General features: G+C 51.0%; 19 protein-coding genes and 2 tRNA genes. 14 read left to right on the top strand and 7 right to left on the bottom strand.

The genetic code is table 11. From position 1 onward, the window contains the following. Positions 1-26 precede the first annotated feature (26 nt). The gene (locus IPK01_18215; GenBank protein ID MBK7935365.1) at positions 27-2,357 is read right to left on the bottom strand and encodes a penicillin acylase family protein; all 2,331 of its coding nucleotides are present in this window, start codon (positions 2,355-2,357) and stop codon (positions 27-29) included. 106 nt (positions 2,358-2,463) lie between these two features. Here IPK01_18215 and IPK01_18210 point away from each other — a divergent pair, with 106 nt between their 5' ends. From IPK01_18210 to IPK01_18190, 5 genes are all read left to right on the top strand, one after another. Then, positions 2,464-2,895, top strand: a complete 432-nt coding sequence (locus tag IPK01_18210; protein ID MBK7935364.1) for a cytochrome c — start codon at positions 2,464-2,466, stop codon at positions 2,893-2,895. 56 nt (positions 2,896-2,951) lie between these two features. Beyond that, positions 2,952-3,028, top strand: a tRNA-Arg gene (locus tag IPK01_18205). A gap of 214 nt (positions 3,029-3,242) precedes the next feature. Beyond that, positions 3,243-3,488, top strand: a complete 246-nt coding sequence (locus tag IPK01_18200; protein MBK7935363.1) for a hypothetical protein — start codon at positions 3,243-3,245, stop codon at positions 3,486-3,488. A gap of 4 nt (positions 3,489-3,492) precedes the next feature. Further along, entirely contained in the window at positions 3,493-4,356 is an 864-nt protein-coding gene (locus IPK01_18195) for a hypothetical protein (GenBank protein ID MBK7935362.1), read from the top strand. A 134-nt stretch (positions 4,357-4,490) separates the two neighbouring features. Further along, positions 4,491-5,183, top strand: coding sequence for an SDR family oxidoreductase (locus tag IPK01_18190; protein ID MBK7935361.1), 693 nt, complete (start codon positions 4,491-4,493; stop codon positions 5,181-5,183). A 2-nt stretch (positions 5,184-5,185) separates the two neighbouring features. Here the strand turns inward: IPK01_18190 and IPK01_18185 are convergent, their stop codons facing one another. The 5 genes from IPK01_18185 to IPK01_18165 form a co-directional block, all read right to left on the bottom strand. Then, positions 5,186-6,118, bottom strand: coding sequence for a hypothetical protein (locus tag IPK01_18185; GenBank protein ID MBK7935360.1), 933 nt, complete (start codon positions 6,116-6,118; stop codon positions 5,186-5,188). 13 nt (positions 6,119-6,131) lie between these two features. Further along, positions 6,132-7,670 carry a histidine ammonia-lyase gene (hutH, locus tag IPK01_18180; protein MBK7935359.1) on the bottom strand — a complete coding sequence of 513 codons (1,539 nt, stop codon included), beginning with the start codon at positions 7,668-7,670 and terminating at the stop codon, positions 6,132-6,134. 300 nt (positions 7,671-7,970) lie between these two features. Beyond that, positions 7,971-9,239 (bottom strand): imidazolonepropionase, encoded by a 1,269-nt coding sequence (locus IPK01_18175; protein ID MBK7935358.1) that lies wholly within the window; start codon positions 9,237-9,239, stop codon positions 7,971-7,973. Continuing rightward, positions 9,240-9,719 (bottom strand): hypothetical protein, encoded by a 480-nt coding sequence (locus IPK01_18170; protein MBK7935357.1) that lies wholly within the window; start codon positions 9,717-9,719, stop codon positions 9,240-9,242. A gap of 107 nt (positions 9,720-9,826) precedes the next feature. Continuing rightward, positions 9,827-10,546 (bottom strand): hypothetical protein, encoded by a 720-nt coding sequence (locus IPK01_18165; protein ID MBK7935356.1) that lies wholly within the window; start codon positions 10,544-10,546, stop codon positions 9,827-9,829. 105 nt (positions 10,547-10,651) lie between these two features. Between IPK01_18165 and hutU the strand changes: the two genes are divergently transcribed. The 4 genes from hutU (at position 10,652) to IPK01_18145 (ending at position 15,513) form a co-directional block, all read left to right on the top strand. After that, entirely contained in the window at positions 10,652-12,298 is a 1,647-nt protein-coding gene (hutU, locus tag IPK01_18160) for a urocanate hydratase (protein ID MBK7935355.1), read from the top strand. A gap of 100 nt (positions 12,299-12,398) precedes the next feature. Next, positions 12,399-13,403, top strand: a complete 1,005-nt coding sequence (locus tag IPK01_18155; GenBank protein ID MBK7935354.1) for an aminopeptidase P family protein — start codon at positions 12,399-12,401, stop codon at positions 13,401-13,403. Continuing rightward, positions 13,358-13,852 carry a M24 family metallopeptidase gene (locus tag IPK01_18150; protein MBK7935353.1) on the top strand — a complete coding sequence of 165 codons (495 nt, stop codon included), beginning with the start codon at positions 13,358-13,360 and terminating at the stop codon, positions 13,850-13,852. Before IPK01_18155 ends, IPK01_18150 begins: the two co-directional genes overlap by 46 nt. A 2-nt stretch (positions 13,853-13,854) precedes the next feature. Continuing rightward, positions 13,855-15,513, top strand: a complete 1,659-nt coding sequence (locus IPK01_18145) for a M1 family metallopeptidase (protein ID MBK7935352.1) — start codon at positions 13,855-13,857, stop codon at positions 15,511-15,513. A gap of 282 nt (positions 15,514-15,795) precedes the next feature. Here the strand turns inward: IPK01_18145 and IPK01_18140 are convergent, their stop codons facing one another. After that, positions 15,796-16,146, bottom strand: a complete 351-nt coding sequence (locus tag IPK01_18140) for a hypothetical protein (GenBank protein ID MBK7935351.1) — start codon at positions 16,144-16,146, stop codon at positions 15,796-15,798. A gap of 172 nt (positions 16,147-16,318) precedes the next feature. On the opposite strand from IPK01_18140, the gene IPK01_18135 reads away from it, so the two are divergent. The 5 genes from IPK01_18135 to thrS all read left to right on the top strand — a co-directional run bounded on the left by IPK01_18135 (position 16,319) and on the right by thrS (position 19,618). Next, the gene (locus IPK01_18135) at positions 16,319-17,272 is read left to right on the top strand and encodes a formimidoylglutamase (protein ID MBK7935350.1); all 954 of its coding nucleotides are present in this window, start codon (positions 16,319-16,321) and stop codon (positions 17,270-17,272) included. 70 nt (positions 17,273-17,342) lie between these two features. Continuing rightward, positions 17,343-17,418: transfer RNA gene (locus IPK01_18130), tRNA-Val, on the top strand. Between the two features lie 284 nt (positions 17,419-17,702). Continuing rightward, positions 17,703-18,116, top strand: a complete 414-nt coding sequence (locus IPK01_18125) for a TGS domain-containing protein (protein ID MBK7935349.1) — start codon at positions 17,703-17,705, stop codon at positions 18,114-18,116. Next, complete coding sequence (locus IPK01_18120) at positions 18,103-18,411, top strand: hypothetical protein (GenBank protein MBK7935348.1); 309 nt, start codon at positions 18,103-18,105, stop codon at positions 18,409-18,411. The genes IPK01_18125 and IPK01_18120 overlap by 14 nt, the downstream gene beginning before the upstream one ends. Next, positions 18,365-19,618 (top strand): threonine--tRNA ligase, encoded by a 1,254-nt coding sequence (gene thrS, locus IPK01_18115; protein MBK7935347.1) that lies wholly within the window; start codon positions 18,365-18,367, stop codon positions 19,616-19,618. Before IPK01_18120 ends, thrS begins: the two co-directional genes overlap by 47 nt. The last annotated feature ends 45 nt before the right edge of the window (positions 19,619-19,663 follow it).

Genomic DNA, 19,663 nt, shown 5'->3' with positions numbered 1-19,663 from the left:
TCGTAGAGCTCTGCGTTCTGGAAATGCTATTTCGGGCTCAAAGTGAGCTTCGAGACGGTTGCTTTGTCGATCGCGGGCTTGGAAAAATGCATGATTACGGGTGCTCCGGTGTTCCACGCCTCGAATTGGTCTTTGAAATGGGGCGATCTGGGGTCGCCGGACTGGCCCATGGGAATTACCTGACGCGTCGCGTCCCAGTTGCCGGGCGACGCGATCAGCCGCATCGACACGCTGGAACCGACGTTTGGTGTATTGCCACTGCCGGCGATGCCGACGTTCGGCGTGGCGAACTGTCCGCCGATCAATGGAACGGCAGCGAGCGGATGTGCGAATCGAGATTTCCAATTCTTGCCCCAAATCCATCCTGTCGGGTCGGCTCCGTAGGTTTTGGATGCCGCTAGAGACGTTCTAATGATCGCGTCGCAGGCTTTGTAAAGCTCGCCATACGTACTAAAACCAGCCGGAAGCCATCGCGGCAACTTTTCGCGAGTCGCTCGATCAAAAACACGACCATTGATAAGAAATCCGGGCACGGGTTTGTTGCTTTCGGCCATTTTGTTGATAACACAACCTCGCAATTCGTCCACGAGAACGGCTCCCCGACTGTCCGGAGTCATTTTTCCGTTCCATTCACGCAAAACGGCCGCAGTTTCGTTCGAGACCGTGTTCTCGGCAAGCACGGCACGACCAAATTCAGCAAGCGGAATGTTGTAAGCGTCGTACAAAACATCTCGACTGTCGTCCATCGTGGCTTTGTCCCACTTGGAGAGAAGGTCATATATCCTGCGCGCACGCCATGGCGCGGCAGCGGCACGTGTCATTTGAGGATATTTGTAGTCAGTTCCAACAGTTCGCTGATTCGCCGTAACGATGAAACCAGCTTTTGGGTTGTAAAGATTTGGCAATTCCTCAAACGGAATGTCGCCGAGCCAATCGCCGTCCGTCGTCGCACCATCGTAAGGCAACGCACCTTCGCCATTTCTCCGGATCGGAATGGCTCCGGCTATGTGCCAGCCGATGTTGCCCTTAACATCAGCATATACAAAGTTGTGCGCAGGTCCGCCGAACCGTGTCAGTGCAGCTTTGAACGACGCCCAGTCTTTTGCACGATTTATCAGAGGAAATGCCTCGAGGCGCAGGTTCTTAGGGTCGCGAGCTGTCCATTTTAGAGCATATTTCTTACCGACATCATCCGTGATCACTGTGCCGTTACGCGTTTCCATAACGTCGATGGTCTGCGGCGAGGTGTCGGGCTTCATCAGATTGCCGCGGACGTTGATCGTTTCAGTGCGAACAACAGGTTTCGCCCAGCCCGTAGGCGTTTTGTACTCGCCGACATCGTTGAACGTCTCAGCGTAAAGGTCTTGCGCGTCAGGGCCGACGTTCGTCATTCCCCACGCAAAATGATCGTTATGCCCGATCGTTACGCCCGGCATTCCGGGGAACACTACGCCTGCGACGTGATGGCTCGGCGACCTGAGATCGATCAGATACCATATGCCCGGCGTCATTGGCGCGAGATGAGGATCGTTCGCCAGCATCGCACGGCCGTCCGCCGTACGTTTGCCGCTTATCACCCAATTGTTTGAGGCCGCAAGTTCCTCAGCGTACAATCCCAACAGCTCAAGTGAACTCCGCCGCAGATCATCGTCCTTTGCCGCCAGGGCAAGCGCGGTCTCGCTCGGCGTGATTTGTGGTGATTTTGCGGCAGATGCCTTCTTAGAATCACTGCCAAACAATACAACATCATAAGGCGTGACCTGATTTGTGAGATCTGCAAGCTTTTGTCTATCAAATCCGACCAGCGACGCCATGATCAGATCTAGCCGCCACGTGGAACTAAGTGCGTCCGCAAGATTCGCAGCTATTATCAGGCTGTCCGTAGGCAGCCATGGCGTAGGTTTGTACTGCAGTATCTTGAACTCAGGCGGCATCGTCTTGTCATCAAGCGTCGCCATAAATGCGTTGACACCGCGCGCATAATTCTCAAGCGGGGCCTTTGTTTCAACATTCATCGCCGCAAAGCTTTGCTCAGCCAATGCACTGAAACCGAACCGCCTCCATCTTTTGTCTTCCTCAAGCCTAATCTCGCCAAACAATTCCGCAAGCTGCCCTCTCGGCGTCCGTCTGGCAACATCCATTTGCCACAAACGATCGCTCGCCATCACAAAACCTTGGGCGAAATACAGGTCAGCATCATTCGCTGCCGTTAGGTAAGGAATGCTGCGCGAGTCGCGGCTAACAATGACCTCGTTCTTGAGGCCGACGACAGACATTTTCGTCGGCTGAATTTGGCCAAAGGCATTGGAAATCAGGCAAGCCGCGAAAAATGACAGAACAAAAAGAATTCGTTTCATAATGTATTGAAGATGTAAAGATCAGCGGACATTCGGGTCAATTGCATTCGCATTGCCCTTAAGTTAAACTTTTCGGAGTTTCGAATCAAATCAAGGGAGATCCGTCGTGAATTATATCAAGCTAACTGTTGTGTTGATGGCCGCCGCATTATTCGCCGTTGCCTGCGGCCAAACGGCAACTACACCGAATACTACTAACTCAACTGCCAACAACAAGCCCGCGGCCACTCCCGGAGCGGGAACTCCGGCTCCGGCTGCAACGCCTGAGGAGATCGCTATGGGTATGGATCTTTACGCAAAGAATTGTGCCGAATGCCATAAGGACAGCGGCAAGGGCGGAAAAGTTACGATCGACGGCAAAACGCTCAACCCGGACGATATCACTACCGCAAAAATGGCGGCAAAACCCGATGAAAAGCTAACCGAATATGTTGTTAACGGGTTCCCAGACGACGGCATGCCGGCATTCAAAGATAAGATGACCCCTGAGCAGATCAAAGCCGTTATTAAACACGTACGAACGCTGCAAAAGCCGTAATTCGGCGTTTAGTTTGCAAAACCTTCACCAGCAAACTAAACTTTGATTTGGTTCAAGCACCCGTAGCTCAGCTGGATAGAGTATCTGACTTCGAATCAGAGGGTCGCAAGTTCGAATCTTGCCGGGTGTACCATTTTTTTTCGAACCTCGGTCTTTTCTTTTCTCTCTTTCTTGACAACATACCTCCCTCATTGTAAGTTCTCGGTGGAATACTCCAACTTTGTTCTAATAATCAATTGTCGCAATAGCCGCGAATATCACAATGACTCACGCGGTGTTTGCCGATCGGAAGGAGGTTAATATGTGTGCGAATTGTGAACAGGAAGCGAGGAACGCGGCGGATCAAAATGCTGCAACTCTCTCACGGGCCCTTTCCGGACATGGGCGTGCGGCACATGGGCGAGACGCCGGCAGGCGAAGGGCAAACGCTGCCGATAGAGAACAAGAGAATATCAACGCTGCATGGGATCAGATCTACAGCCAAACGCTCAACCGGCTCCTCCGCAGTCGCCATTGATAAGTACAATTTATCGATCATGCGTGTATTTCAATTTCGCCTGAATTTGACAGGAACTTTGGGAACCCAATCATAAACCCATGAAAACAATATTGACTGGACTTTGTTCACTTGCCCTGCTTGCTATGATCCTTGGGACCGCTTGGATAATCGGCCCGGCCAACGCCCAAACTGGAAATATGAACCGGCCCTCGAATGTCGTATCGACGACACCGGTTCCGGTTAAACCCAAGAAACATCCGCTCGATAAGGGAGACTTCAAGGTAGGTTTCTCGCCTAAGACCAAAGCAAAAGACCCGAAAAAGGTCATGCCAAAGGAGCTCATAGGTGCTTTCCAGGAAATCACTAACGCTTTGAATCAATTGATCGCAATGCCGAAGGACGTTTATATCAATATGGACGCCTGTGGTGAACCAAATGCATATTACAACCCGAATGCGTCAGAGATCACCTTTTGTTACGAACTGCTGGAACAGTACGAGGCGGAATTTAAGACCATTGAAAAAGATCAGGCAAAAGTGGACGAAATGGTCGAAGACACTCTAATACAGACCTTGTTTCACGAACTCGGACATTGCTTGATCGATGTTTGGGAACTGCCCGCGACAGGCCGCGAAGAAGATGCCGTCGACCAGCTTGCGACTATCTTGATGCTCGACGGTTCAGACGAGGGACAAGCGAGTACGATAAACGCCGCTCTGGAATTCGAGATCGCGTCACGTGATCAGGAGCCTGGCGATATGCTATTTTGGGATGAACATTCGTTCAGCAAAACTCGGTTTTACGATATGCTCTGTCTTGTCTACGGCAGCAACCCGGACAAGAACGAATTTATGATCGGTGACGACGGACTTCCGGAAAAACGTGCTGTTCGCTGTGAGGAAGAATTCAAACGAGCCGAGCGGTCATGGATGAAACTTCTCGCACCATATCTCATCCAATAGGCAAAATAACAAAACATGAATTTAGGTAAGCGACGGACACTTGACCGTCGCTTTTCTCTTTTCGCGAACGAGTTTGAATCTATTTCGAACCCGTCGGCGAAACACACCTTTCTCGCAATGTGGAGTCCATTATGATGAAGACCATGGTTATCGTCGGTGCAAGCAAAGGCATCGGGAGCGCACTCGCACAAAGGTTATCCAACGCAGGGCACAGCGTGATCGCTTTGAGCCGGACCGAAGGCGACACTTGTGATATCCCGAATGTCAGGTCCCTTGAATATGACGCAATCGGCGAGGGAGATTTTCCGTTTATCGAAGGATCCGTTGACGGGATCGTCTATTGTCCGGGCAGTATAAATCTAAAGCCATTCATCCGCCTGACGGAAAAGGAATTTCTTACGGATCTCAATATTAACCTCCTCGGATCTGTGAAGACGATACAGTCGTTACTTCCAAATCTAAAGGAAGCTGAAGATCCGTCGATCGTACTGTTCAGCACAGTGGCTGTTCAAACCGGTATGGGATTTCATTCGTCAATATCTGCTGCAAAAGGCGCTGTAGAGGGTCTAACTCGAGCGCTGGCGGCCGAATTCGCCCCAAAGATCCGGGTCAACTGCATTGCCCCATCGCTGACTGACACATCGCTTGCTGAGAGATTGCTTAACTCTGAGGAAAAACGAGTAGCGGTTGCTGGGCGCAATCCATTGAACAAGATCGGCACGCCGGATGACGTCGCAGCGATGGCGGAATTTCTCTTGACCGGCGGATCAAGGTGGATCACAGGCCAGATCCTTCACGTTGACGGCGGAATGGGTATGCTGCGATAGGCTTAAATATCCGGAACCCAAAAATCCCGGCCTGTGTTGCTCACCTTTTTGAGGCCGATCCCGGGCAGTTCGGCCTCGGTCACACCGAGATAAGTAAAGTGCGGAAGGTCGGATGTCACCGTCTGAAACCACCCGTGATTAGCCAATATCGCCCGGATCCGGGCGTTGTCGAATTCTTTAACATCCAATGCGAGCATTGATATGTGCTGCGAGGTCCCGGGAGGAGCAACTGAGTAGATGATCGATTTGTCCTTGCCCGTAGAAAAAAAGATCGACTGCTGTTCCAGTTTGAGAATCTCGGAGACCTGTTCGAACGGGGATAACCGTTTAATCCGGGCGGCTTCGGCCTGAGTGACCCGGCCTTTCCCGACCCAATGTACGAATCCGGGATTGACACGACTCGCCCAGAGTTTCACAGTGTGATCGTAATCACGCCTAGATGAATCAGCTCCGCGTGGACCGATCGAAAGGCCGGCCCTTTTCGCCTCGGCAATAGCATTCTTGAGGGCATTCATGGCCGGTGTCTGAAGCGTCATTGAAAGTCCGCCGATGGATTCGGTTGATTTCTGCACGGTCGCCTGAAACGCCAGCACATCAGCCTGATCCTTGAAGACGACCTTCTTCGGCGGTATCGTTCCACCGCGGGAAACAAAGACCGAGCCGTATTCGCGTAACAGTAGCCTGCCGGCATCATCTGTTGGTTGCGAAAAATCCGAAGGGAGATTGTCCTGAAATGATCTATTTGCTGATGTTTGGGTCATCTTTGTATTGCCAACCGGGGAGACCAAGCTTTTTGGAGTCGGGGTTGCGGAAGTTTGGTCGCTTGTTCGCGGAGTATCGGCTGGTTGGGATCTCGTAGTACTCGTTCCCATTGACCAGCAGCTCGCCCCAAACAATGCCGCGATCGCCATCCCTATCATTCGTTGTCGTTTCATATTCGCCTCGTTTCTATATCTCATTAAACTCGCGGACTACGCTGTGTGCCGCATTCATGTGATCCTTCATGTATTCGTCACGTTCGATAAATGGAATCGACGCTCTGATTTTCGCATAAACATCGCGCGTCCCCTTACCTAATTTCCTCTCGCCCCCCATGCGTTTCTTTCGAAGATCGATGCCCTGTGCAGCGCAGAATAGTTCGAGGGAGAGGATGTGTTCAAGGTTGTCTGCGACTTGCCTTAGTTTCACGGCAGCGGTTGCCCCCATCGAAACGTGATCTTCAACATTCGCCGAGCTCGGAATCGTGTCGACGCTCGCAGGATGTGCAAGGATCTTGTTCTCAGTGCAAAGAGCTGCGGCAGTGTACTGGACGATCATGAATCCTGAGTTAATACCACCGTGCTCGGTAAGGAAGGCCGGTAGAATGTGAGCATTTGAGTCTTCGTCCGTGAGGCGCATGATGCGCCGTTCGGAGATATTGCCAAGTTCGCTCAATGCGATGGTCAGATAATCGAAAGCCAATGCGAGCGGTTCGCCATGGAAATTGCCGCCGCTAATGACTTCGATCTTTTCGCCCGTATCATCAATAAAGATCAACGGATTGTCAGTTACCGAATTGAGTTCTAGCTTGATCAGCCACTCCGCATACGCGATGGCATCGCGGCACGCCCCGTGAACCTGCGGCATGCATCGAAGCGTATATGCATCCTGCACATTTGACGGATCGAAGCTGCGTACAAACTCGCTCTCCGCGAGGATCGCTCTCAGATTCTTCGCACATTCGACCTGTCTTGGATGAGGCCGCAAGGCATGGATACGTTCATCGAATGCGGAACATGTGCCGTTCAACGCTTCGAGCGTCAAACTGCCCGCGACATCAGCAACGCTTGCGAGACGCATGGCTTTCCACGTCTCAAGCAGCCCTACCGCAGTCATGACGGTCGTACCGTTGGTGAGGGCTAGCCCTTCCTTCGCCGCAAGCGTGATGGGCGACAGGCCGGCCAGTTTTAGTGCTTCAGCACCCTTCATCACCGAGCCATCGAATTCTGCTTCGCCCTCGCCAATGAGAACGCAAGCAAAGTGGGCAAGCGGAGCGAGGTCGCCGCTGGCTCCGAGACTTCCCTTTTCGGGGATGACCGGATGGACACCGCGATTGAGGAATTCAAGGATCATCTCAAGCGTTGCGAGCTTTATGCCGGAAAACCCGCGCGCCAGCGTGTTAGCACGGATCAACATCACGGCCCTTACGGTCGCGGTATCAAACGGATCGCCCACGCCGACCGAATGACTGACAACTATATTCCGCTGCAACAGTTCTACCTCTTCGCGGCTGATGATCTTGTCCTTAAATGCCCCAAAACCCGTCGTAATGCCGTAAGCTATCTCACCCCGATCGAGCAAAGTCTGCACCGCCGCCGCTGATCGATCGACCTTTGACTTTGCTGTATCAGACAACGCCACGCGAGGCCCTCCAGCTTCGCCATAGGCGACGGCAATGACATGTTCAAACGAAAGATTCTCGCCGTCAATTATGATCTCATTAAACATTTATACTATCTTCCTGCAGTATGCTCACAACTTGGGCACTTCCTCGACAAAATTCGATTTTCGGATACCTGATTTCGTCATTTGGTCGGCGATCTTCGAAATTCCGCCAGAGGGACATCTCTTCCCTCGAAGGAACGGGACCACAGTAGCTCCCGAAGCTTTACATGTCCCTCCCGACCGCTTGTCGCTAGGTTTAGCAGCCTCGATTATCAGATGCTGAGCCCTCTTTGTCATGAACTATACCGAAACTAATTGTCGCGATAGCTAATCTATGACTAAGAAAGCACTAAACACTATGCTCTATACGACTTCCCCTCGCTTGAACACGGTTTTTACGCCGTTGCCGCCGAATTCCGCCACGATCTGGCGGTGATCATTCATATCCAATATCAGCAAGTCCGCCTTTTTGCCCTTTTCAATAGAGCCACATTGCTCACCGAGTCCGATCGCAAACGCTGCATTGATCGTCGCCGCGTTTAACGCTTCGGCCGGTAAGAGCTTTTGATAACGACACGCAATCGCCATCGCCATCGGTTGCGAAGGGCACGGAGCCGAGCCCGGATTGTAATCGGTCGACAAGGCCATTGCACAGCCAGCATCGATCATTTTGCGGGCATTCGCGAATTGGGTTTTTCCCGCATTGAAATTCTCGGTCGGGATAACGATACCAACCGTATCACTCGCCGCAAGAATTGCGATCTCTTCGTCGGAGATAGCGTCGAGATGATCGATCGATGTAGCCCCGCAGCCGATCGCCAGCCGCGATCCGCCAAGATTCGTGAACTGGTCGACATGTGCCTTGATTCTAAAGCCCATAGTTCTTGCCGATTCTAAGATCCTTCGTGATTGATCGACATTGAACGACTTCTGTTCGGTAAAAACGTCGGCAAAGAACGGAACCAAGCCCCAAAAATGGGATCGTCGATACCAATCCCACGCACGCGGCAGCATTTCAGCGCATACGAGATCGACGTAACCGTCCGCATTGTCCTTAAATTCGTTCGGAACCGTGTGAGCAGCTAGAAACGTCGGCACGATGTCGATCACGTGCCGCTTATCGAGCTCTGCGATCACGTCCAACATTTTCAGCTCCGTGGCCGTATCGAGCCCGTAACCTGTCTTGATCTCGGCGGTCGTCGTTCCACAGACAAACATCTTATCGAGGAGCTTCAAGCCCAACTTGACCAAGTGTTCGAAGGAGGCGGCACGAGTCGCTTTAACGGTCGAGAGGATTCCGCCTCCACTCGCCAAGATATCCAGATAATCCGCACCTTTTATCTTAAGCTCAAACTCGTTAAGCCGGTCGCCCGCGTAAACGATGTGTGTATGCGGATCCACAAATCCCGGGCATATCACCTTTCCTTCAACATCGATAACATTCTCGGCTGCGAACTCTTGGAGAATCTCTTCGGTCGTGCCGACGGCTGCAAACTTGCCGTCGGCGATCGCGACAGCTCCGTTGGCAATTATCCCAACGTCCGCCATTTCGGCACGACGCTTAGGCTTGCCGCCGGCGGCACAGGTCACGAGTTCGCCGACGTTGAAAATAATGGTATCTACATGGTTCATCTAGAGACCGACTTTGGCTATCTTTTTGTGGGTACTGCTCACTTCCATCAATGCCGCCGAACCGTACCATTTGATAAACTCGACCATGAAATATCCTTCTTTGATCGACGGATCGGTCGCGGTCAATTCCTTTGCTTCCTCGATAGTTCGGACATCGAAAACATAAATACCGCGATATTCACCACCGTCAGTAAACGGTCCCGCAATCGTCAATTTCCCTGCTTCTGCAAGGCGATTGATCATCCCAAAATGACCTTTCATCAACTCCTGCTGCTTGGCTTTATCGTCAACTTTGAGCGGACCGGTTTTCAGAAAGCACATCACATACTGCTTCATTCCGCGTTCGTCTGCACCAAGCTTTTTGGCGAGTGCCGCATCGTAAGTCGGCGTTTTAGGATCACTTACTGTATTTTGAGCAAAAGCGAGGCCCGAAAAACAGGCTGTTACAAATAACGCTAAGGCAATTCTATGGATCTTCATCAAGGAACCCTCCAGGATTTGATACCCAAGAATAGTCCAATCGCTTCGCTTCCTCAAGTTTTGAACTTTCTTTGCGTTGCTGACGCTCTTTTACGATTCGCCGGCACCTATTTTCGGTTGATTATCGTGTTGAGCTTTTCGATGTGCACTTCAAGATATTTATTCAATATCCGCACCAGGCGTCCTCGCGTAACTGTCGCATTTCGATAGTTGAGTTGCAGGTTGCCAATAGAGCATCGCGTTTTGACACAGGTTGGCTTGACCAGAAGAGCGTTGCCCAGAATATTCGATATTTCCTTCTCCGAGAGCCTTCGAAAGCGATCGTAGACACCGTCGGCGTTCAAGACGTCGGCTCCGAGCTTGTGCCTGTCGACGAGGCTCGCCAACGCAAACGCTTCCTCAAATGTCATTTTCAGCCCTACCACGTCCTTCGTAGTGTAGAGGATCAATTTACTTAGGGGCTTTCGGTTGATCGACTTTCGGAGATCCTGCATCATCGCATATTTCGCGGCTGGATCCAGTCCGTCCGGCAGCTTAAAATTGTCGATCACATCCTTCAGGTAACTCAATGAGCCATCGAATAGAAACACCAACTGACGATTCGTGACCTTTGTTTCAGGATAAAACATTGAGCCGATCGGTTCCTTTGATGGCGGCAAAGTGTCTTCACGAGCTACGATCAGGTCGTTGCCAACGATCCCATAATCGACTAGGCTTTTCAGATCAGCATAATATTCCGCCGTGGGCGAAACGTCACGGAGATCAGAAACGCTCATGACCTGAGCCGAGGCAGTCGATCCACATACAAAGATAAATATAAGAGACAAAAGAGCTTGTGTCCGCTGCATTGCGAAATTCTAAAAAACGCCCTTACGAATGTCAACGAAGGCGTTTATGATAAATTATTCAAAACTTACTCTATTGACTTTCTTATGAAACGAGCGATACATGCACCAACGGATACCGATCTTAGCTGTAAAAACTGGCTCATTGAGGCAGCTTACCGGATGATACAGAACAATCTCGATCCGGACGTGGCATTTGATCCCGACAATCTAATTGTCTATGGCGGACGAGGCAAAGCGGCTAGAAATTGGGAATCGTACGATGCGATCCTGCGTTGTTTACGTGAGTTGAACGAAGACGAAACGCTGATGGTGCAGTCCGGAAAACCGGTTGGCGTATTCAGATCCCACACTGACGCACCCCGTGTATTGATCGCCAATACCAACATAGTCCCGCATTGGGCGACACAGGAGCAGTTTGACCAATATGAACGCGACGGCCTTATGATGTACGGTCAGATGACGGCTGGGAGTTGGATATATATTGGCACTCAGGGCATCTTGCAGGGCACGTATGAGACATTTGGTTCGCTTGCCCGTCAGCACGGTTGGGGCACGCTCGCTGGCAAACTAGTCCTAACGGCGGGCTTGGGTGAAATGGGCGGAGCGCAGGCCCAGGCGATCACATTCAACGGCGGCGTCGGTCTACTCGTTGATGTCGATCCGTGGCGAATTGAACGGCGCTTGGCACTCAAACAAGTCGATGTCGCGGCAAAAGATCTGGATGACGCCCTCAACCTTGCGAACGAAGCGATGGCCTCAAAAGAAGCAAGATCGATCGCACTCTGCGGTAATGCGGCCGAGGTCCATTGGCAATTGCTAGAACGCGGCGTTATTCCCGATGTTGTTACCGATCAAACATCGGCTCACGACGTCCTATTTGGTTATATTCCCGTCGGCTTGGACATCGAGCAGGCGAATCAGCTAAGAAAGTCTAATCAAACCGCTTACGAACAACGCGCTATGGACTCGATGGCAAAGCACGTCGAAGCGATGCTCGAATTCCAGCGTCGCGGTTCGATCGTTTTTGACTACGGGAACAACCTGCGTCAGAGAGCAAAAGACAACGGCGTCGCAAATGCGTTCGATTATCCGGGCTTCGTGCCGGCATATATTCGCCCGCTCTTTTGCGAAGGCAAAGGGCCATTTCGTTGGGTCGCTCTCTCGGGCGATAAAGAGGACATCTACAAAACGGATGAAGCGATCATGAATCTCTTTCCCGAGGACGATCACTTGGCTCGGTGGCTTACAATGGCACAGGAACAAGTTGAATTCCAGGGACTTCCGGCCCGCATTTGTTGGCTCGGCTACGGAGCCCGTGCAAAAGCCGGGCTTAAACTGAACGAAATGGTCGCCTCAGGCGAATTGAAAGCCCCGATCGTAATTGGCCGCGACCATCTTGATTGCGGCAGCGTCGCTTCGCCTAACCGCGAGACCGAATCGATGAAGGATGGCTCGGATGCGATCGCCGATTGGGTGTATTTGAACGCTATGATCAACGTTGCCGGCGGGGCTACTTGGGTCTCTCTCCACCATGGAGGAGGAGTAGGTATCGGCTATTCGCTTCACGCCGGCCAGGTCATAGTCGCCGACGGCACCCCCGAAGCCGCCAAGCGCATCGAACGCGTCCTAACGACCGACCCCGGTATGGGCGTCATACGTCATGCCGACGCAGGTTATGAGGAAGCCCGTGAATTTGCCGATAAAAACAATATTCGAATTCCGATGGGTTAGATCAGTAGACTATTTGCATTTTTGATAATCGCTCTTGACCCGACTTGAAACAGCCGCATAATTTTTCATCTATAAACAGGACGATAGAAAATTAATACAAATGAAAAAAAAAGGAATTAGCGTCTCGACTTTGTTCCTGCTCTTGGTGATAGCCGGCAGCGCATTTGCACAAGACCGGCACTACTATCAAACGGATTTTCCAAAAGAGGAGTTCGCCGCACGGCGAGCGAAACTTTTTGAGAGGATCGGCAAAAATGCAATTGCCTTAATTCAGGGAGCGAAGGGCACCGGTGATTTTAATGTATTTCGACAATCGAACGAATTCTATTATCTCAGCGGTCTTGAAACGCCGCACGCATATCTTCTGCTTGACGGACGCAACCAAAAAACAACCGTTTATCTTCCGCACCGGGATGCCGGCCGAGAGCTTAACGAGGGAAAGATCCTTTCTGCCGAGGACGGCGAGCTGATCAAAGAGCTTACTGGTATCGACCAAGTGCGCAGTATTGAGTCCTTGTCGCTTGATCTGGTCGGAAAAGGTCTGCTAAGACCGCCGGCACCAATACTCTACACGCCGCTGAGTCCGGCAGAGATCGGGACCGACAGTCGCGATGAGCTGTTAAATGAACAAGCCCGAGTTTCATCAAATCCGTGGGACGGACTGCCCTCGCGAGAGGCTCGCTTTCGGGAATTATTGAGTCTACGTGTGCCGCAGTTTGAGGTTCGCGATCTTTCGCCTATTCTGGACGGTCTCCGAAACATAAAATCAAAAAGCGAGATCGAACTTATTCGAAAAGCAACTGAGATTGCCGGCCTGGCTATCATCGAGGCGATGCGATCGACCGAACCGGCAGTATATGAATATCAGCTTGATGCCGCTGCAAAGTACATTTTTTACCTTCACGGCGCGCGTGGTGACGGCTATGCCTCGATCATCGGCGGCGGCAGCAATGGCTATATGGGGCATTATTTCAGGAAGGCTGACAAGCTTAAAGACGGCGATCTGGTATTGATGGATTACGCGCCGGACTATCGTTATTACACCAGCGATGTGACGCGATGTGGCCGGTCAATGGCAAATACACTAAGGGACAACGTGCTCTGACCGATTTCGTTTTAGCTTACCGTGATGCACTTTTTAAGTACATCCGGCCGGGCGTTACATCGGACTTCGTCCTTGATTCTGCGGCAAAGGATATGACCCAATATTTGACCGGTGCGTCGTTCGAAAATGCCGCACATCTCAAAGCGGTAACCGAGGGCCTTAAATTCCGAGGCCACTTTCAGCATCCAGTCGGTATGGCTGTTCATGACGTTGGTCAGGTTCGCGGCATCAAACTCGAACCTGGAATGGTTTTTACGATCGACCCAATGATCTGGATCCACGAAGAAAGACTTTACGTCCGGATCGAAGACGTAGTCGTCGTGACGGCTGACGGAGCCGAAAATCTGAGCGCTTTTGTGCCGTCAAAGATCGAAGATATAGAACGGACAATGACTGAAAAGGGCTTGATCCAATTTCGTCCGGCAACGTCGCTGCCACTGAAAAAATAGCTATGAAACATCTGATCAAACTTTTTTCGATTTCCCTGCTGCTGATGATAGGTTTACCATTGGCGGCTAAAGCGTCTTGGGATACGTATCCAAAAAATCCGGGCATTGATGTTATCAACTACACTTTCCGGATCGTTCTCTCCGATACAACCGATGAAATTACTGCAGAAGCAACGGTGGACGTCGTTTTCCTTGATAACGGTATTCCGGAACTGAGGCTCGACTTGATCAAAGCGTCTACTGAAATGGCGGGCAAAGGGATGAGCGTCAGCGGTGTTACCGCTGACGGGACGCCTGCCTTATTTCGCCATCAGGACAATGCACTTTTCATCAAACTGCCTGCCATTTCAAAAGCGAACCAACGTGGGAAATTCACGATCGCATATAAGGGGATCCCGGCTACCGGCCTAAAGATCGCCAATAATAAATACGGGGAACGCACATTTTTTAGCGACAACTGGCCGGACAAAGGACGCAATTGGCTGCCGACGGTAGACCATCCTTCGGATAAGGCCGTGTGTGAATTTATCGTCACTGCACCTAGTCATTACCAAGTTGTTTCAAATGGTCTGAAGGTCGAAGAGACGGATCTTCCGAACGATCTCCGCCGCACTCATTGGAAACAGTCGGTGCCGATCGCCTCATGGCTTTATGTGCTTGGCGTCGCCCGTTTTGCGGTTCAATATGTTGACGAATTCCAAGGCCGATCGATCCAGACTTGGGTCTATCATCAGGATCGTGACGCCGGCTTTTACGATTTCGACGTCGTCACTAAAAAGGCATTGGCCTTCTACAGCGACGCCGTTGGACCGTTTTCTTATGAAAAGCTTGCGAACATCCAGTCCAACAGCGTTAGCGGCGGCATGGAAGCCGCATCTGCGATCCTTTACAGCGAAAATTCAGTTTCGGGCGACCGATCGATTCGCTGGCGTAACGTCGTCATCCATGAGATCGCTCATCAATGGTTCGGCAACGCTGTGACCGAAAAGGATTGGGATGAGATCTGGTTAAGCGAAGGATTCGCCACCTACTTCACATTGCTCTTTATCGAACACCAATATGGACGCGATGAATTTGTCGAAGGCCTACGTTCAAGCAAAAAGTCGGTTGATGCTTTCTATTTGAAAAACCCGCAGTACCGGCTTGTTCACGACAATCTTAAGGACATGAACGACGTGACGACGAGCCAAATCTATCAAAAAGGAAGCTGGACTCTGCATATGCTGCGGGGCGTAGTTGGCACGGAGAACTTCTGGAAAGGGATCAAGATCTATTACCACAAATATCGCGACGGTCACGCGACGGTTGGCGATTTTCGTCATGTGATGGAAGAGGTTGCGGGCAAAGACCTTTCAGGCTTCTTTGAACAATGGCTATACAAACCCGGAACTTTGAAATATGCCGGTACCTGGCGCTTTGACGCAGGGGAAAAACAGATCAACATCAAATTGGATCAGGTACAAACCGACGGCAGCTTGTTCAAAATGCCGATCGAAATAGCCGTCTATTATCCCGGCCAGGCAAAGCCGCAGATGAAGACAGTTCAGGCCAATGCCAAGTCAAACGAGTTTTTGATCAAAGTGACCGGCGAACCCGAGAAAGTTGTTCTTGATCCCAACATCTGGATCCTGATGGATTCTGATCTTAAAAGGGTTGAGTAGTGTGTATACGGAACAGACCGGACTCTATCGTGATCCAATGTGGAAGTCTGAAGGGTCAGTACATACGGTTGCATCGGATTGATATTTTACAGGCAACGCGAATTGTGTACATATTGAACGTCTATACGTGATTTTTCAGTTGCTCCTATTTCGGAGCGTAACAAGGGGCGGTTAGCATCCTGCCAGCTTCGTCACAAGGTTTATTGCTCGTTTCGTGTTCGGGGACAAAAAAAACGCCGTAAGATCAATATCATACGGCGCTGTTGACGGTGCAGGATGTTTTTAGTTACGTCGCACTTTAACGTATTTCCGCTTCTTTTTGTTCCAAACGTATGTGTAAAGAGCGGAACTTCCCGCTCCAACACCGGCACCGATCAGTGCACCTTTGCCGCCGCCGGCAATACCGCCGATTAGGGCGCCGGCACCAGTTCCGATCGCCATATTCACACGGTTACGATGACGGCGGTAGAAACTTGGTTTAGCGACGCGAATGTAACGTACCCTGCCATTTCGGACGACCTTTCTGAGGTAGGTTTTCTGTTGTGCCTGAGCCTGAACAGCCGCAGGTTCCGCAAATACGAACATGCCGGCGAATAGGGCCATAAGGAACACCGAAAATATAAACTTTTTCATAATAACTTTTCTCCCTCTTCGAAATCGAAACCGCAGACAAGTCCGCTGGGAAAGCTGTTTCGTTTCCCTAGTATGGCTGGTCACCGTACGCATGTATGTACGGTGACTTACATATGCGGGTCTTGTCTGAACTTTGACTTCTATTTTGATTAGGCAAATAATTAGTTCAATCATGAGCGACATTTTCACACAAACGACGCGACCCGACCGCGACCTGTTTTTTAGTCGAAGCGACAAGAATGACCCGCGAATGGGCGAGGTCGTGCGTTCCGAGCCTGAATATTACGCATCAGCCGACATTGTCATCTTTGGATGTCCCCAAGACGAAGGGATCCGGCGGATCGGCGGCCGTATCGGTTCAGCCGCTGCCCCGGATGCTATCCGCGAACAGTTTTACCAGCTAACACCGTTCAACATTAAGAGAGCCGTATTCGACCTCGGAGACGTGAAGATCGGCTCTACGCTTGAGGAAACGCACGCGAGCCATGCCGCGGTCATCGAAAAGCTCTTACGTGACGGGAAACGGATCATTGTTCTTGGCGGCGGAAACGACGTTTCATATCCCGACGGGGTCGCGATGGCAGAGGTCTATGGCTCTAAAATGTGGATCGGCGTGCATGTTGATTCGCACCTCGATATTCGTATCGCCGAACAGTCAAATTGCGGGACACCGTATAGACAGCTCTTGGACGAGGGCCGCCTTTTACCGCAATACTTTTACGAGGTTGGATACCAAGCGCATTTTTGTTCGCCGGTCTATTACGAATTTCTCCGTGACAATCACGTGCATCGCATAAGTCTCGAACTTCTCCGTTCGCGCGCTGAGGCAGATATCGAATTAAAGGATCAAATCAGGCAAAATTTCATTGGCCACAGCACGTCGCTTAATACTTTCTTTAGCTTTGATCTCGGCGTCGTGCGATCAGCCGATGCACCGGGAACATCGGCACCGTCGCCGTTAGGCCTTCGAGCCGGCGAGTTCATCCAATTGGTCAAATATGCCGCATCGCTTGCGAATACAAAGATCATCGAATTCAGCGAGGTCAACCCAACGTATGATGTAGACAACCGAACAACTAAATTGGTTGCGATCGGAATGCACCGATTTTGTTCGGGCGTTGCATAGCCTTACTTGACAGTTTTGCCAGTGTTTGGCATTCTTTAGGTTCGCTTTTCTCTTGAAAGTGCGAGGGTTTAGTCTCTTAGCTCAGTTGGTAGAGCATTACCTTGACAAGGTAGGGGTCAGCAGTTCGAGTCTGCTAGAGACTACCATTTTTATTTTTCGATAAGATGCTTACGAAGTACTTTGCTGTTTTAACAACTACTACGACCCGCCTCTAATGGCGGGACACCCGTTCAGAGTTACGCCTTTAGGCGTGATTTGAACAAAGCAAAGTCGCTCTTATCGGATCAAATCTATTTTAGTAGTAGTGGACGAGTAAATCGTTAATTGCAGATAGTGAATGGTGAGAGCAGCGAAAGTTTTCGCAGCGGCTTATCTGTATACCGTCAATAGTTGATTTCTATTGGCGATCGACAATTAGCGTTTACTAAATATGAGCGAACTGAACATAAAATTTGGGGACCAGCAACGGTCGATCCCTTCGCCCGCGACCGTTTTGGACGCGATCAAGGTGTTTGACCGCGATGTGCTAAAAAAATCGCTTGCCGCTAAAGTTAACGGTGAGGAAGTCGATCTGAATGCCGAACTCGTCCAAACCGACGAAGTTCTCTCGATCGAACCCATCACCGTCGATACACGCGACGGCCTCGAAGTCCTGCGTCATTCGACCGCTCATCTTCTCGCTGCTGCTCTATTAGATCTCTATCCCGGAACCAAGCTCGGCGTTGGCCCGGCTTTAATGGAAGATCCACGATACGGTTTCTATTACGATGTCATCGCTCCGCAGACTCTGACCGAGGCCGATCTGCCAGTCATCGAGAAAAAATGCGGAGATGGCAAAGCGTGACCTGCGCTATCGTCGCGACACGGTAAAAAAGGCCGCGATCCTCGATATGTTCAAAGACCGCGACGAACCGCTCAAATGCGAACTGATAGACGAAAAGGTTGATGGTTCAGCAACGGTTTACTACATCGACGGTTCGCCGTTCGTAGATTTCTGCTTGGGACCGCACGTTCAGCACACCGGCAAACTCAAAGCATTCAAACTTCTCGCCCTGTCAGGTGCATATTGGAAAGGCGACGCCGAGCGAGCAAATGCAGCGTATATACGGAACCGCATTTGCCAAACAGGAAGAACTTGATGCTTGGCTCTTGCAGCGAGAAGAAGCTGAAAAACGCGATCACCGTAAACTCGGCCGAGAACTCGACCTCTTCTCGATCTCCGACGAATACGGTGCCGGCCTTATCCTTTGGCACCCAAAAGGCGGTATTGTCCGCATGGAGATGGAGCGTCTGCTCCGCGAAGAGCTTGAGCAGCGTGGTTACAGCTTTGTGTTCACGCCGCACATCGCCAAACGCAATCTTTGGGTGACGAGCGGCCACGAGGGCAACTACTCTGATTCGATGTACGCACCGACCAGCATCGAGGACGAAGAATATCGCCTCAAGCCGATGAACTGCCCGTTTCACATCGGTATTTATAAGGCTTCGCCGAAATCATACCGCGATCTGCCGCAGCGATATTCCGAAATGGGCACCGTTTACCGTGCCGAACTCTCGGGAACGCTTCACGGTCTGATGCGTGTACGCGGATTTTCGGTCGATGATGCTCATCTATTTGTGCGGCCTGATCAGGTTCATGCCGAAGTTGCTGATTGTCTCGATTTTGCGATCAAAGTATTTGATACCTACGGATTCGACAAGGTAAAATTCGAGCTTTCCGTTCGCGGCGGTGCTGAAAACAAAGGTTATCTCGGCAGCGACGAAGATTGGGCCGCAGCCGAAGATCAACTCGCGAGTGCTTTAAAAGAACGTGATATTTCGTACGAACGGATCGAAGGCGAAGCCGCTTTTTACGGTCCCAAGATCGATATCAAGATCGAAGACGCCATCGGCCGCATCTGGCAGCTCGGCACCATTCAGCTTGATTTCAATCTGCCTGAGCGTTTTGAGCTGGAATATACCGGTGATGACAACCTAAAACACCGTCCGTTTATGATCCATCGGGCGCTGTTCGGTTCGATCGAAAGGTTTTTTGGTGTGCTGATCGAACACTACGCCGGAGCGTTCCCGTTATGGCTTGCACCGGTGCAGGTCACGGTGTTGCCGATCACTGATCGAATCAATGATTATGCTGACGGCATTGCCGCGAAGTTACGTTCAGCCGGATTTCGTGTAGAATCGAACACGAAATCTGATAAGATAGGCGCGAAAATTCGCGACGCTCAAATGCAAAAGATTCCGTACATGCTGATCCTCGGCGATCAGGAGCTTGAAAATGGCCAAGTTGCCGTTCGCGAGCGAAAGCAGGGTGACATCGGCGGATGTCGTTGGAAGAGTTCACATTGATGATCGCGGAGCAAAAGGCTTCGCGAAGTCACTGAGACAGTTAAT

This window comes from Acidobacteriota bacterium, from assembly GCA_016713675.1.
In the GTDB taxonomy this organism is placed as follows: Bacteria; Acidobacteriota; Blastocatellia; order Pyrinomonadales; family Pyrinomonadaceae; genus OLB17.
The sequence above is the reverse complement of the archived record's forward strand: the minus strand, read 5'-3'. Positions and strand labels throughout refer to the sequence as shown.

Bases quoted from the DNA above. Each gene is read 5' to 3' on its own strand.
- IPK01_18215 (MBK7935365.1), bottom strand. From the start codon at position 2,357: ATGAAACGAATTCTTTTTGTTCTGTCATTTTTCGCGGCTTGCCTGATT.
- IPK01_18200 (MBK7935363.1), top strand. From the start codon at position 3,243: ATGCTGCAACTCTCTCACGGGCCCTTTCCGGACATGGGCGTGCGGCAC.
- IPK01_18195 (MBK7935362.1), top strand. From the start codon at position 3,493: ATGAAAACAATATTGACTGGACTTTGTTCACTTGCCCTGCTTGCTATG.
- IPK01_18190 (MBK7935361.1), top strand. From the start codon at position 4,491: ATGAAGACCATGGTTATCGTCGGTGCAAGCAAAGGCATCGGGAGCGCA.
- IPK01_18185 (MBK7935360.1), bottom strand. From the start codon at position 6,118: ATGAAACGACAACGAATGATAGGGATGGCGATCGCGGCATTGTTTGGG.
- hutH (MBK7935359.1), bottom strand. From the start codon at position 7,670: ATGTTTAATGAGATCATAATTGACGGCGAGAATCTTTCGTTTGAACAT.
- IPK01_18175 (MBK7935358.1), bottom strand. From the start codon at position 9,239: ATGAACCATGTAGATACCATTATTTTCAACGTCGGCGAACTCGTGACC.
- IPK01_18170 (MBK7935357.1), bottom strand. From the start codon at position 9,719: ATGAAGATCCATAGAATTGCCTTAGCGTTATTTGTAACAGCCTGTTTT.
- hutU (MBK7935355.1), top strand. From the start codon at position 10,652: ATGAAACGAGCGATACATGCACCAACGGATACCGATCTTAGCTGTAAA.
- IPK01_18155 (MBK7935354.1), top strand. From the start codon at position 12,399: ATGAAAAAAAAAGGAATTAGCGTCTCGACTTTGTTCCTGCTCTTGGTG.
- IPK01_18150 (MBK7935353.1), top strand. From the start codon at position 13,358: ATGTGGCCGGTCAATGGCAAATACACTAAGGGACAACGTGCTCTGACC.
- IPK01_18145 (MBK7935352.1), top strand. From the start codon at position 13,855: ATGAAACATCTGATCAAACTTTTTTCGATTTCCCTGCTGCTGATGATA.
- IPK01_18140 (MBK7935351.1), bottom strand. From the start codon at position 16,146: ATGAAAAAGTTTATATTTTCGGTGTTCCTTATGGCCCTATTCGCCGGC.
- IPK01_18135 (MBK7935350.1), top strand. From the start codon at position 16,319: ATGAGCGACATTTTCACACAAACGACGCGACCCGACCGCGACCTGTTT.
- IPK01_18125 (MBK7935349.1), top strand. From the start codon at position 17,703: ATGAGCGAACTGAACATAAAATTTGGGGACCAGCAACGGTCGATCCCT.
- IPK01_18120 (MBK7935348.1), top strand. From the start codon at position 18,103: ATGGCAAAGCGTGACCTGCGCTATCGTCGCGACACGGTAAAAAAGGCC.
- thrS (MBK7935347.1), top strand. From the start codon at position 18,365: ATGCAGCGTATATACGGAACCGCATTTGCCAAACAGGAAGAACTTGAT.